This is a genomic window from Pigmentiphaga kullae (genome assembly GCF_004216695.1).
In the GTDB taxonomy this organism is placed as follows: Bacteria; Pseudomonadota; Gammaproteobacteria; order Burkholderiales; family Burkholderiaceae_B; genus Pigmentiphaga; species Pigmentiphaga kullae.
Window position 1 is genome coordinate 404,341 of record NZ_SGXC01000002.1, and the last position, 13,489, is coordinate 417,829.

Consider the following 13,489-nt stretch of genomic DNA (forward strand, 5'->3'; position numbering starts at 1 on the left):
TGCGGTGCTTGGGGTGATGTGGCTGGGAATCCATTGGTCTCCCGGTCCGCATGGCATTCGATGGTCAGATACGAAGGCCCCGCCGCCACCCAAGGCCGGGCCGTAGAGGGGATCGCTTGGGCAGCAGCCGCCACCCCTAGGTCCACCGCGATCATGTCGCCTGCCGGCCCTCAGGCCCGCCACGAGGCCATCTCTGGTGTGGTCGGGTCGGTCGACGTAGAGGGTAGGGGGGGTGAAAAGTCGAGGGCCGCCTGCGCTCTAGACCGCAGCTTCTCCCACGCATAGATTTTTTTCTGTTCCAGGCATTTGTTAATGGCTTTAACACCCAGGAAACGGGCATTTGTTGAAGCCAAGGGGCGCGGCTTATCCAATAAAGACGCGGCAATCGCGGCAGGTTACAGCGCTGCGACGGCCTCGGCTGCCGGATCTCGGCTTGTTAAAGATCCGGACGTTGTTAAGGCGATGGCCGAGGCGCTACCGTCACCGGCCGCGCGGGGCTTTACTGCCCCGGATGGTCGGAAGACTCCCGACGCGCCGGAGGGGTGGGCGTTCGGCATACAGCCGCCGGTCGCGCCACCGCCGCCTCAGTCGCCGGCATCCGAACCGAACCTGTTTGATGATCCGCTTGACTACATCAAGCATGTGGTCAATGACCCTTCCGCGGAACCTAAGGAGCGGCTGGACGCCGCGAAGGCCTGGGCAACATATGTACATGCCAAGAAAGCGCCTGCTGGCAAAAAGGCGGGGCGGGAGGAGGCTGCTGCCGCTGCGATGGGGGGCGGCGCAGATGCTGCGACACCGAATCCGTTTGCTCCCCGGCGCGGCCTGAAGGCGGTTAAGTAATGGCGCCCCCGATCTGGTCGACGGCGTGCCCGGACTGGGAACGTCGGATTGTCGCGGGGGAGTCGCTTATCCCATTCAGTCCGCTGTTTCCGGAGGAAGCCCGAGCAGGCCTGGACGTTTTCAGAGAATTGCGGGTTGTGGACGTGGTCGGCCGCCCGACAGTCGGACAGATTGCCAGGCCGTGGATAACGGATTTTGTCGGTTCGGTGTTCGGGGCACTCGATCCTGAGGCCGAGCGCCGCCTGATTCGCGAATTCTTCCTGCTGATCAGCAAGAAGAACTGGAAGAGCGGCTTGGCTGGCCTGTCCATGCTTACCGCCGAAACACTGAACTACCGAGAATCGGCGGAATTCCTGGTGCTCGCGCCCACCATTGAGGTGGCGAACAACTCGTACAAGCCGGCGCGTGACGCGGTCAAGGCGGACGATCGGCTCGATACGCTTTTCCAGGTGCAGGACCATCTTCGAACCATCACGCACCGTGTAACGGGCGCGACTTTGAAGGTGGTGGCGGCTGACAGCGAAACGGTCTCGGGCAAGAAGACGACCGGCCTGCTGGTCGAAGAGCTGTGGATGTTCGGCAAGAAGCCGGGCGCCAAGAATATGCTGATCGAGGCCCAGGGCGGCCTGGCGTCTCGTCCCGAGGGCTTCGTCATCTACGTGACCACCCAGTCGGACGAGCCGCCGGCCGGCGTGTTCGATGAGAAGTTGCAGTATGCCCGCGGCGTGCGCGATGGCTCTATTGATGACCCGCAGTTGCTGCCGGTGCTGTACGAGTTCCCGCAGCACATGCTCAAGGCCAAGCAGGAGCGCGACCCGAAGAATTTCTATGTGACGAACCCCAATCTGGGAGCGTCAGTAGATGTGCCGTTCCTGGAGCGGGAGTTCAAAAAGGCCGAGGTCGAGGGCGAGGCGTCGGTCAGGGCGTTTCTCGCCAAGCATCTGAACGTCGAAATTGGACTGGCACTGCGCAGCGACCGGTGGGCCGGCGCGGATTTCTGGGAGCAGGCAGGTGATACGACCATTCGATCACTGGACGCCTTCTTGGAGCGGGTCGAGGTGGTTACGGCCGGTGTCGATGGCGGCGGTTTGGACGACCTGTTGGGGCTGACGCTGACGGGGCGCGAGATCGAGACGCGCCGCTGGCTGACCTGGTCGCATGCATGGGCTCATCGCATCGTTCTCGAACGCCGCAAAGACATAGCTCCGGCGCTGCTTGGGTTCCAGAAGGACGGCGACTTGACCATTGTTGATCAGCCGGGCCAGGACGTGGCAGCCGTGACGGAAATCATCGTGCGCGTGCGCGATGGAGGTTTGCTGGCTGACGGACCGGCCGTCGGCGTGGACGCTGCGGGAATCTCTGCCATTGTGGATTCCTTGACGGATCAGGAGGGGGCGGCCATTCCGATCGATCAGATTGTTGCGGTCTCTCAGGGCTGGAAGCTCAACGGATCTATCAAAACGACGGAACGGAAGGTTGCCGGCGGTGAGTTGCTGCATGGCAACACCCGCCTGATGGCTTGGTGCGTCTCCAATGCCAGGACAGTGCAGAACGGCAACGCGATGTCCATCAACAAACAGGTCAGCGGGTCAGCCAAGATCGACCCGCTGATGGCGCTATTTAACTCCAACTCCTTAATGGCGCTGAACCCGGCAGCCGCCGGAAGATCGTTCTGGGAAACCGCATGAAACTATGGCCATGGGCTCGCAAGGCGAACGAGGACGGCTCCATCCGCCGGTCGCTCGACCTGTTCCGCCTATTGGTGGGCGGGCGCGATACCCGGAGCGGTGTGTCGGTCACTCACAAGACGGCGCTTGAACAGACGGTAGTGTTGGCGTGTGCGCGTGTCATCTCGGAGGGTATCGCTCAGGTTCCGTTCAAGGTGTACCGCCAGGTTGGTGAGAACATCGTGCCGGCCACCGATCACCCTCTCTATCGGTTGCTGCATCGCAAGCCCAACGGGTGGATGACGAGCTTCGAGATGCGCGAGACGCTGGCGATGCACGCGTGCTTGACTGGAGATGGGTTGGCGTTCGTAAATCGGGGCATTGGGGGGGTAATCCATGAACTGATCCCAATCGAGCGCAGTTGCTGGACGGTGAAACAGGCGCAGGATTACTCCCTCGTCTACACCATTACCGCGCCGAACGGCAAGACGCAGGACTTCCCGCAGGAGGCTGTTTGGCACTGGCGCGGGCCTAGTTGGAACGGCGTCTGCGGCCTGGATGTTGTGAAGTTGGCCGCTGAATCGATTGGGCTTTCCGCCGCCGCGCAGGATTCGCAGGCGCGCATACAGCGGCAGGGCGGAAACATCCCTGGCGTCTATGCCGTGGAAGGAACGCTTAACCCGCAGCAGTACAAAGACCTGCGCAAGTTCCTGGACGAGAATTTCGACGGCGTGCAGAACGTGGCCAGGACGCGCCTGCTGGATCGTAGTGCGAAGTTCTACCCCACCGCGCAGACCGGCGTGGAAGCACAACTGATCGAGACCCGGAAGTTTCAGGTCGAGGATTTATGCCGAGGCTTTCGCGTGATGCCAATCATGGTGGGCTACTCGGACAAGTCCGTCACCTACGCCAGCGCTGAACAGATGTTCTTAGCGCACGTTGTTCACTGTCTGACCCCCTGGTACGAGCGCATTGAGCAGTCGGGAGAGGCTCAGCTCCTCACTGACAAGGAAGCCGCGACTGGGTATTTCCTGAAGTTCAATGCCGCAGGCTTGATGCGCGGCTCCCACAAGGACCGCGCCGAGTATTTCGCCCGCGCACTAGGAGCCGGCGGCGGGCCTGCCTGGATGACCCAGGATGAGGTCCGCGCGCTGGAGGAAATGAATCCCATGGGCGGCGCTGCCGCCAAGCTGCCGCAGATCACCAACGCGGCGCCGCAACCCCCACCGAAGAAGGACGACGATGGACAGCCTGTTGTGTAACCTGCGCGAACTCAAGTTCGCTGCCGGCGATGATGCGCCGCCTATGAGCTTTACCGGGTATGGCGCGGTCTTTGGCAACATGGACGCCGGCGGCGACGTGGTCGAACCGGGCGCGTTCTCCAAGTTCCTGGCCGACGTGAAGTCGGGGTCGCAGGACTGGCCCGCCATGCTGAGCCAGCACGGCGGTTTCATGTCGTCGGCCGAAGACATGACGCCGATTGGCGTGTGGACGGATTTGGCCGAAGACGGGCACGGGTTGAAAGTGTCCGGCCAACTCGCGGATACGCCGCGCGGGCGCGAGATGTACACCCTCATGAAAATGACGCCGCGGCCGGCGGTCGACGGCATGAGCATCGGCTACATCACCAAGGAGTGGGAGCCGCGCAGCAAGCCCGAAGACCCGAAGCGGCGCCTGAAGCGTGTTGACCTGGTCGAAATATCGATGGTTACCCGGCCGATGAACAGAAAGGCCCGCGCCACGTCGGTCAAGGCTGAGATGTTGACCGAACGCGATTTCGAACGATTGCTCACGCGGGACGCTGGGCTGTCGCGAAGTGATGCCCTGGTGGTGATTAACCAGGGTTTCAAAAGCCTGATTGCCATGCGGGACGCTGGCAGTCCGGAGTTGGCCGAGTTGTTCGCGGCCGTGAAGGGCCGCGAGGCATCCATTCCGCGCTGATTCCAGCGTCAACCCCATATGGGCCGCCAACTTGGCGGCCTTTTTTATTTCAAAGGACTTACCTATGAAACTCACTTCCACCAAACAGCGAATTGCCGTTATGGCACTCGTCTTCCTGGCGATTGCCGCGGTGTGCTGGGCACTGGGCCATCCCATCATCTCTCCGGAGACTCTCGCCGCTGGAGGTCTGGCCCCCATGGCGCTGGGCGAAACCAGTCTGATCGAAATCAAGCGGGTCATCGAAGATCAAGGTAAAGCCTGGGATGAGTTCAAGAAGACCAACGACGAGATCCTGAAGGCCAAGGCTGACGGGAAATCGGTGGCGGACCTCGAAGAAAAGGCGGTGAAGCTCACTGAGCGACTGGACAAGCTCGACGAGATCAAGTCCGAGTTCGACAAGATCATGCTCAAGCTGAACCGCCCCGGAGGCGGCGGCGCGGACGCCGCGGCAGAACTGGAAAGCGAGTGCAAGTCGTGGAATTCCATGCTGCGCGCCGACTTCCAGAGCAAGGGCCGACCGATCCCCGCGGAGGTTTCGGTCGATCAGTACGGCGAGTACAAGTCCGCGTTCTTTGCTTTGATCCGCCACGGTGACATCGAGCGCCTGACTCCCGAGCAGCGCAAGGCGATGTCCGCCGGATCGGATCCGGATGGCGGCTATTTGCTGCCCGCGCCGACCGTCGGCCGCATGGTCAAGAAGATTTACGAGCAGTCGACAATGCGCCAGTTGGCGACCGTTCAGACGATCAGCACCGATGCCCTGGAAGGCATTGCCGACAACGACGAAGCAGATGCCGGTTGGGTGGCAGAAACCGAGACTCGCGACGATACCGGTACGCCGCAGATTGGCAAGTATCGCATCGAGGCGCACGAGATGTATGCCCAGCCGAAGGTCACGCAGAAGCTGATCGACGACGCGGCTACCGATGTAGAGGCGTGGCTGTCCGGCAAGGTCGGCGACAAGTTTGCTCGATTGGAGGGCGCCGCTTTCTGGACCGGAGACGGCGTTGGAAAGCCGCGAGGTGTGGCCGCGTATCCCACCGCAGCGACCGCGGACGACACCCGCGCGTGGGGCACCTTCGAGCACATCAACACTGGCACCAATGGCGATTTCGGCACCGGCAAGGTCGACGTGCTCATGGACCTGCAAGGGGCCTTCAAGGATGCGTACCTTCAGAACGCCGCCTTCGTGATGCGCCGCGAGGTTCGGACGAAGATTCGCAAGCTGAAATCGAGCAACGACGATCGCTATCTGTGGGAGCCCAGCCTCCAAGCTGGACAGCCCGACCGGCTGCTGGGGTACCCGGCGCGCATCGATCAGTTCATGCCCGCCTTGGGCAATGGTTCACTGTCGTTGGCGTTCGGAGACTTCCGCGAGGCCTACATCATCGTCGACCGCATCGGCGTGCGCACGCTTCGCGACCCGTACACCGCGAAGCCGTACGTCCGCTTCTACAGCACGAAGCGGACGGGCGGCGGGGCGGTGAACTTCGAGGCCGTCAAGTTCGTCCGATTTGGCACCTGATCGCGGGCGCTCCGGCGCCTGACGACCTTCACCGGCCCGCCTCGAGCGGGTCGGATATCCACGTGAATGGAGCAAGAAATGCGAGATATCACCAGCAACATCTTGGTCGTGGCGGCGCTCGCCCCGGCCGTCTACGCGGCCACCAAGTCCGACTCTGGCGTCATTGACTTGCAGGGAGCCGGATCGGTGGCTCTGGCCGTCAACACGGGCGCGATCGCCGGTGCCGGCGATTTCGTCATCAGCTTGCAGCATGGCGATGCTGCGAACCTGTCCGATGCCGAAACCGTGGCTGCCGACGATCTGATCGGCACGCTGCCGGCCACGCTCGCCGCGGCATCGGTGTACCAGGTTGGCTACCGTGGCGCCAAGCGCTATGTCCGCGCCGTCATCACGCAGAACGGCGGCACCTCGATCGCCGCCGGTGCTGTGATCATCAAGGGCAATCTGGCACTAGCAGGTACCGTCTGAGCATGGGCATTCGACTCGTCGCCGCGGCGCAGTATCAGCCGGTGCCGCTGGCTTTGCTCAAGACGCAGTGCCACTTGGAGGCCAGCTTCACCGCGGAAGACGCGACTCTCGCCGTGTACCTGGCCGCGGCGACGGATCAATGCCAGCAGCGGATCGGCCGCAGCATCATGCTCCAAACCTGGCAACTCGACGTTGACGCGTTGATCGGCGAGATCTGGCTGCCGTGGCCGGATGTGATGTCATTGGCCAGCGCGCAGTATCTGGACGGTTCGGGGAACTGGCAGGAGATCGACGCGGCGACCTACGGCCTGTCGGATGGACGCGTACGTCTGGTTGGAGGTGCTCAATGGCCGATCGGCCCCGGCCGCTTTATTTACACCGCTGGCTATGCCGCAGGTGACGAGGCTACTCAACAGGCCGCGGTTCCGGCCGGCATCAAGGCGTGGATACTGCTTGCAGCCGCTAGTCTTTATGCGAATCGTGAGGCGGTTGCCACTGGTGTTGCGGTTGCGGCATTGCCAGATCGGTTCGCTGATGGATTCCTGGATGCTCATAAGGTCTACGCATGAGAGCAGGTCCACTTAATCGCCGTATCCGCATCGAGAAGAGGGGATCGGCTGTGTCACCGTCTGGTCAGCCTGTCCAGGCTCCCTGGGAGTTGTTCGACGAATGCTGGGCGGATGTGCGGGTTTCCAACGGTCGTCAGTTCATCGCCGCCGACCGAGAAACATCAGCCGCCAGTGTGAGCGTTCGAGTCCGCTACCGGACGGACATCCAAGCGGGCATGCGTGTAGTTCTCGGTGACACGGTCTTCGAGATCCTCGCGATTCTGCCTGACTTGGCCCGACGCAAGCACACGGACCTGGCTTGTTCGGTTGGAGTTCGGGCGTGACGTCCGACTGGCAGTTGGACGGCGACCTGATGAGCGCGATCGAGCAACTGGAAATCGGGCTGCATGACCGGGTTGCCAAGTCCGCCGCCTGGGCGGGGGCGACCGTCTTCTATGGCGAGGCGCAGACACTGGCGCCGATCTATACGGGGCCCTCGCGACAGGGAATAAAGCCGGGCCAGCTGCGTGATTCGATCTACCGGGTTCACTCGGCTAACCTTTCTGTGAATGGGAGTCAGGTCTACGAGATCAGTTGGAACGCTGGCAAGGCGCCTCACGGGCATTTGATCGAGTATGGGCACTGGCGTACCAACCTGCTGGTGCGAGGGCGGGACGGCCTCTGGCGCGCGACGACAACGCAACTCGATGTTCCGGTGTGGGTGCCGCCGCACTCGTTCATTCGGCGCGCCGCGGACGCCGTGCCCAGGGTGATTGAGGCGATGCAGAGCCGTTCTCGTGAACGCGTGCAGCAATTGCTGGCTGATCTTGCCGCTGGGCGTGTGGTTACGAGTAGCGAGGACTCCGATGGAAGTTGAACAGGCGCTGCGTGAAGCGCTGATTGCTGCCGTGGGCAACGACGTCGGCGATCGGGTCTTTCCGGACAGCGCACCCTACGAGACGCCAACCCCGTATGTGGTGTATTCGCAGGTCGGCGGCACGCCAGTCCAGTTTGTGGAGGGTGACCTACCTGACAAGCGCAACGGCCGTTGGCAGATCAATGTCTGGGACGTGCTCCGCGACGATGCCTCCCGGATCGCCCGTCGGATCGAGCTTGCATTGGTCCATCCGCCTCTGTTGTCCACCGTCATGAGCAGCATTGCGGCTGCCCACGACGAGGGAACAGACCTACGCGGCACGCGGCAGGACTTTTCCATTTGGTTCTGATCGGCTTGCTGCATTTCCTTTCCCCTGGTCAGCCCGCCATTGGCGGGCATTTTCTTTTGGAGTATCCAAATGGCTGTCTCGCTGCCGAACGGCATTCTCATCGCCCTGGCGACCGTCTATGCGGCCGCGAAGAGCGTCACCATCCTGTCCAACGCCAATCCCGCGGTTGCCACAGCCGCTGCCCACGGCTTTGCCGAGGGTGATTTCGTCGAGGTCACCTCGGGCTGGTCGCGTCTCAATGGTCGTGTCGTGCGCGTGGGCGCTGTCGACACCAACACCTTCGAGTTGGAGGGCATCGACACCTCCGATGTGAATCTCTATCCGGTCGGAACGGGTATCGGCTCCGTACGGCAGATCACCGCCTGGCAGCAGATTACCCAGGTGCTCGATGCGACCACGACGGGCGGTGACATGCAGTTCGCCACCTATTCCTTCCTCGAATCCGATTTCGAGTCGCAACTGCCCACGCAGTCGTCCGCCCAGTCTCTCACGATCAGCGTGGCCGATGACCCCGCGCTGGCGGGGTATCAGGCCCTGCGAACCGCATCCGAGCAGCGGACCGTCCGGGCGCTGCGGCTGACTTTCCCGTCGGGCGCAATCAGTCTCTACAACGGCTACCTGTCGTTCAACGAGACGCCGTCCATGACCAAGAACCAGGTGATGGCATGCCAGGGGACGTTCTCCCTGATGTCCAAGCCTGTCCGCTACGCCGCCCCGGCCATCTAAGGAGCCCTTATGTTCAAGCTGAAACCCGCCATCACATTCGTCTTCCCCGTGGAGATTCCTCGCGCCGACGGCGGGGAAAGCACGCTCAATCTGGTGTTCAACCACAAGACTCGCGACGAGCTCCAGGAATTCCTGGAGCGAGCGGGCAAGACGCCGGCCGGCAACATCGATCCTCTGCTGGAGGTTGTCGCGGGGTGGGAGGAGGTGGATGGCGAGTTCTCGGCGGCTGCGCTCAAGCGGTTGACCCAGGACTTCCATGGAGCCGATGCCGCCATTCTCCAGGGGTACGTCCAGGCTCTGACCGAGGGCCGCCGGGGAAACTGACGGCGGCCGCCGCGGCGCGCTACTGGCGCCCGGCGACCGAACAGCAAGTCAAGGAGTTGCAGGCCGCCGGCGCCGGGGTGGATGACATTCGGGCTTACCTCAAACGACCGAATGTCGATATCTGGCCGGACAACGCCATTGCCTATGCGGTGTTCTGCGCCATGGATACGCAGTGGCGCGTGGGCGGCATGGGGCGTGCGAGCGGCCTTGACTACGCGGCGTTGCCGTTCGTCATGCGGCAGTTGGGCGTACCCCGGGCCGAATGGACCGACATTTTCGATGCGGTCCGGGTCATGGAGCGCGCCGCCCTTGATGAGATGCACAAGGAGTAAGAGATGGCCGATGAAGTCGTTGGCAAGGCGACACTACAGGTCGATGCCAACACCTCGCGCGCCAGCGCGGGCCTGAAGGGGCTCAAGGCGGACGCCCGGGAGGCCGGAGAGCAGGTCGTTTCCTCCGGCCGCCGTTCCCGCCAGTCGCTGGAGGGGATGGGCGATGCGGCGGTTGCCGCCTATCGCAAAGCTCAGGCATCCAATGCCAGGTGGGTGAAGAACGCCCAGGAGCTTGCCGCGACCTACGGCAAGACCCGCGCCGAGTTGGTCGAGTTTCAGGCCATCCAGCGCGGCTTGTCGCCCGAGGTCTACACGCCGATCGTCAACAAGATCAAGGAGGCCGAGAAGGCTACCGTCGGCTTGGGGATGTCGGCCAAGGCCACGGCAGCCGCACTCCGCGGGGTTCCGGCGCAGTTCACCGACATCGTCACGCAGCTCGCTGGGGGCAGCAACCCGCTGCTGGTGCTGACGCAGCAGGGCGGCCAGCTCAAAGACATGTTCGGCGGGATCGCGCCCGCTGCAAGGGCGCTGGGTAGCTACGTTCTCGGGTTGGTCAACCCTTTCACCCTGGCCGCCGCAGCAGCTGGGGCACTGGCGTTCGCCTATTACCAGGGCAGCAAGGAGGCCGAGGGCTACAACCGGGCCCTGGTGCTGACGGGCAATGCAGCCGGCACGACGGCCGACCGAATGGCCTCTATGGCGCGCCGGATTGCCGACGTCCAGGGAACCCAAGGCAGCGCGGCGGCCGCGCTTACCGCGTTGGCGAACACCGCTAGGGTGGGCGGTGAAAATCTGGAGCGGTTTGCCTTGGTGGCGGTTCGGGCAAACAAGACCATCGGGCAGACGTTCGAAGAGACCGCGAAGATATTCGCGCAACTGGGAGACGAACCTGTCCGAGCGTCCCTCAAGCTGAACGAGACCCTGGGTTACCTTACCCTCTCAACGTACCAGCAGATCCGGGCGGCCGAAGAGCAGGGGCGTAAGGCTGACGCAGCTGCGCTGGCGCAGAACGCGTACGCCAATGCGATGGAACAGCGGATGCGCACGCTCACATCCCAGGCGGGATTTGTTGAGCGCGGCTGGGACGCCATTACAGGCGCCGCCAAGCGAGCGTGGGACGCAATGCTCAATGTTGGCCGGCCGGGTGCCGCCGAAGACGTCTATGCCAAGGCTGCCGAGATCCAGGGAAAGCTGGACAAGTTGCTCGCCGGCGGTTTTGTAGAAACCGCGAATGGTGCGGTCGTTGGAGCAGGGAGCGCACGAGCGAAACAAGTTCGGAAGGTGTTGGAAGACCAGCTCAAGGGGCTTCAGCCGGAGCTTGAGCGGATCGAAGCGGAACAGACTGCGGCTGCATGGAGCGCTTCGCAGCGACTCGTGAATCAGCAAAGAATCGCCGCTCAGCAGCGTTTGGATGAACAGAGAAAGGCCACCCGTTCTCGCGCGGATCAACGCAAGGAAGAGATCGAGCAACTGAAGCGCGACGCCGAGACGGTCGGCATGGCCTCGGAGGAGTACAACCGTCGCGTCGCCGCGATCAACGAGAAGTACAAGGACGAAAAGGCGCCGGAGGTTCGCGACAACGCGGCGACGCGCATGTTGCAACAACTGCGTGAACAGGAGGCCTCCCTGCGGGCGCAGCTCGCCACCGCCGACAAGATCGGGGAGGCGCGCAAGGCCCAGGCCAGCTTTGAGCAGTTGATCGGTGACCTGAAGGAGAAAAAAATCCTGACGGCAGACCAGCGATCACTGCTGAACTCGGCCGAGTTGATCAAGGCCCAGCTCCAGCGCAACGTCGCCGTCGAAGTCGAGGTGCAGGCCCAGGAGGCAGCCCGCAAGGCTGAAGAGAAGCGGCTGCGCGCGCTGGAGCAGTACAACCAGCGGTACATGCAGCTTCAGGCGTCGATTGCGTCCGCCAACGAGGCTCGCGCGGACCAGTACCAGCGAGAGATCGATGCCTTCGGGCAGGGCGATCTAGCGTACCAGCGGGAGCAGGCTACCAACGCCATCTTCCGCGAGTTCAAGCGGTACCGCGATCAACTGGCAAAGTCCACACCAATCGATATGTTGGGCAGCGACGATTACAAAGCCAGGCTGGAGAACCTGAAGGCGGAGCTGGATGCCGCGCTGCAAATGCAGCGAGACCACTATGCCAAACTGGACCAGCTCAATACGGATTGGACCCTGGGCGCCCGTCGGGCGTTTGCGAATTACCAGGAGTCCGCCAAAAACGTTGCCGCTTCGACACAGGCGGTTTTTTCCACCGCATTCCAGGGCCTAGAAGACGTCTTCGTGAAGTTCGCCACAACCGGCAAGCTTTCGTTCACCAATCTCGTGAACTCTATGCTCGCCGATCTGGCGCGACTCGCTGCCCGGTCCGCGATCACTGGTCCGCTTCTGAATGCTTTGGGTGGATTGTTTGGAGGGGGCGGCCTCAGCGGCCTATTTGGCGGCGCTGGTTTAGCGGGAGTCTCGTCCGGTCTCGGACTTACGGCCGGAGGCGGCCTTGGGCTCACGGCGGGCGGTGGACTCGGACTGACTCTCGGCGGACCTCGCGCTGACGGTGGACCTGTCTACGCCAACCGCCTTCACCCAGTGAACGAGCGAGGCATCCCGGAACTGTTGTCCCTCAAGGGCAAGCAATACCTCATGATGGGCCCTGACGACGGGGAGGTTACCCCGCTGGTGGCGCGCCGGAGGGGAGGGGACGAGCCATCCAACATGCGCATCGTCATCAACAACCACGGCACTCCCCAGCAGTACCAGGTTGAACGCCTGACGCGCGACGAGGTGGTACTGATCACCAGGGATGAGATCGACAAGCGCACTCCCCACGTGATGGCTGACCAAGCGTCTAGGCTGGATTCCCGGTTTAACACGTCGATACAGCGTAGTTTCAAACTGGAGCCTATCCGATGAAATGCCCTTACCAGCCCATCCAGGCCGGGTATGGCGCCGTTTTCCAGGATGGAACCATCTCGGTTCCCCTGGAGGGCGGGCCGCCGCGTACCCGCCTGGACGTGTCGGGATCGGCGGTGCAAGTCTCGGCAACATGGATGCTGACGGAAGGTCAGTACACCGTGTTTCAGGGGTTCCTGAGGGTGTGGGCGCGCAGTGGTGGTAGCCCGATAGACATCGACCTGGTGCTGGACACCGCTCAAGCGGAGACGTACCAGGCGATGTTCGAGCCCAAGTCGTTCCGTCTCGTGAGCAAGCAGGGAGGGGTGTTCACCATGACAGGCTCGCTCTGGGTGCTGCCGCTGGACAAATACCAGGATGCTGATTCGGACCCCTACGGGAACATGGCTGAGCTGTACGCGCTGTACGGAAGTTGGGACGTGATCAATCAGCTATTCGCGGATCTCGCCCATCTGGCCAACGAGGATCTTCCCCATGCCTGACTACGTTGGATTCTTCCTCGATTCAAGCCGAGCTGTAATGGAGATCCAGACCCTGGAGATATCGCACCCAGCATTCTCCAAGGTCTTCTACCTGGTGCGCCGGCCGCGCGATCTGGTTGCGCGGCTGGAAACCGGCGAGGAGGTGACGTTCACGGCGCTGGGCATGCGCCTGCGGCGTGGGGCCGCCAGGGCTGACCTCGCCTACAGCCTCGGCGTTGACCTGGGCGATCTTGGGGAGATCATTCCGGCCGAGGTTGACCGGGTCCGCGCCGCTGACCAGATGGGCGTGCGGCCGGTCGTGATCTATCGCTCGTATCGGTCCGACGACCTGTCGGCGCCGATGTTCGGCCCCATCCGCCTGGAACTGGCCCAGGTATCGCGCACGCGCGAGGGCTCGTCGTTCGATGCGTCCGCGCCGCAATTGAACCTGAACCGCACGGGTGAGGTGTATAGCCCTGACCGCTTTCCTATGCTGAGAGGATTCCTGTGAG

Annotated in this window: 16 protein-coding genes; all 16 read left to right on the plus strand. The window is 62.7% G+C overall.

The window, feature by feature from the left end; genetic code table 11:
• Positions 1-312: 312 nt before the first annotated feature.
• Positions 313-843, plus strand: a complete 531-nt coding sequence (locus tag EV675_RS16285) for a terminase small subunit (RefSeq protein ID WP_130358285.1) — start codon at positions 313-315, stop codon at positions 841-843.
• Positions 843-2,531: a terminase large subunit gene (locus EV675_RS16290; RefSeq protein ID WP_130358286.1), complete on the plus strand. Its 1,689-nt coding sequence runs from the start codon at positions 843-845 to the stop codon at positions 2,529-2,531. Before EV675_RS16285 ends, EV675_RS16290 begins: the two co-directional genes overlap by 1 nt.
• Positions 2,528-3,772, plus strand: a complete 1,245-nt coding sequence (locus EV675_RS16295; protein ID WP_130358287.1) for a phage portal protein — start codon at positions 2,528-2,530, stop codon at positions 3,770-3,772. The genes EV675_RS16290 and EV675_RS16295 overlap by 4 nt, the downstream gene beginning before the upstream one ends.
• The gene (locus EV675_RS16300) at positions 3,753-4,451 is read left to right on the plus strand and encodes an HK97 family phage prohead protease (protein ID WP_130358288.1); all 699 of its coding nucleotides are present in this window, start codon (positions 3,753-3,755) and stop codon (positions 4,449-4,451) included. The genes EV675_RS16295 and EV675_RS16300 overlap by 20 nt, the downstream gene beginning before the upstream one ends.
• 64 nt (positions 4,452-4,515) lie before the next feature.
• Complete coding sequence (locus EV675_RS16305) at positions 4,516-5,976, plus strand: phage major capsid protein (protein WP_207221987.1); 1,461 nt, start codon at positions 4,516-4,518, stop codon at positions 5,974-5,976.
• 78 nt (positions 5,977-6,054) lie between these two features.
• Positions 6,055-6,444 (plus strand): hypothetical protein, encoded by a 390-nt coding sequence (locus tag EV675_RS16310; RefSeq protein ID WP_130358289.1) that lies wholly within the window; start codon positions 6,055-6,057, stop codon positions 6,442-6,444.
• Between the two features lie 2 nt (positions 6,445-6,446).
• Positions 6,447-7,013 (plus strand): head-tail connector protein, encoded by a 567-nt coding sequence (locus EV675_RS16315; RefSeq protein WP_130358290.1) that lies wholly within the window; start codon positions 6,447-6,449, stop codon positions 7,011-7,013.
• Positions 7,010-7,336, plus strand: a complete 327-nt coding sequence (locus EV675_RS30315; protein WP_130358291.1) for a phage head closure protein — start codon at positions 7,010-7,012, stop codon at positions 7,334-7,336. Before EV675_RS16315 ends, EV675_RS30315 begins: the two co-directional genes overlap by 4 nt.
• Positions 7,333-7,869, plus strand: a complete 537-nt coding sequence (locus EV675_RS16325; RefSeq protein WP_130358292.1) for an HK97 gp10 family phage protein — start codon at positions 7,333-7,335, stop codon at positions 7,867-7,869. Before EV675_RS30315 ends, EV675_RS16325 begins: the two co-directional genes overlap by 4 nt.
• Entirely contained in the window at positions 7,859-8,218 is a 360-nt protein-coding gene (locus tag EV675_RS16330) for a DUF3168 domain-containing protein (protein WP_130358293.1), read from the plus strand. The genes EV675_RS16325 and EV675_RS16330 overlap by 11 nt, the downstream gene beginning before the upstream one ends.
• A 69-nt stretch (positions 8,219-8,287) precedes the next feature.
• Complete coding sequence (locus EV675_RS16335; RefSeq protein WP_130358294.1) at positions 8,288-8,944, plus strand: phage tail protein; 657 nt, start codon at positions 8,288-8,290, stop codon at positions 8,942-8,944.
• Between the two features lie 9 nt (positions 8,945-8,953).
• Positions 8,954-9,268, plus strand: a complete 315-nt coding sequence (locus EV675_RS16340; protein WP_130358295.1) for a phage tail assembly chaperone — start codon at positions 8,954-8,956, stop codon at positions 9,266-9,268.
• Between the two features lie 56 nt (positions 9,269-9,324).
• Complete coding sequence (locus EV675_RS16345) at positions 9,325-9,600, plus strand: DUF1799 domain-containing protein (protein ID WP_242621466.1); 276 nt, start codon at positions 9,325-9,327, stop codon at positions 9,598-9,600.
• Between the two features lie 3 nt (positions 9,601-9,603).
• The gene (locus EV675_RS16350; protein WP_130358296.1) at positions 9,604-12,516 is read left to right on the plus strand and encodes a phage tail tape measure protein; all 2,913 of its coding nucleotides are present in this window, start codon (positions 9,604-9,606) and stop codon (positions 12,514-12,516) included.
• Positions 12,513-12,998, plus strand: a complete 486-nt coding sequence (locus EV675_RS16355) for a hypothetical protein (protein ID WP_130358297.1) — start codon at positions 12,513-12,515, stop codon at positions 12,996-12,998. The genes EV675_RS16350 and EV675_RS16355 overlap by 4 nt, the downstream gene beginning before the upstream one ends.
• A complete protein-coding gene (locus tag EV675_RS16360; RefSeq protein ID WP_130358298.1) occupies positions 12,991-13,488 on the plus strand; it encodes a DUF1833 family protein in 498 nt (165 codons plus the stop codon). The genes EV675_RS16355 and EV675_RS16360 overlap by 8 nt, the downstream gene beginning before the upstream one ends.
• Position 13,489 lies beyond the last annotated feature (1 nt).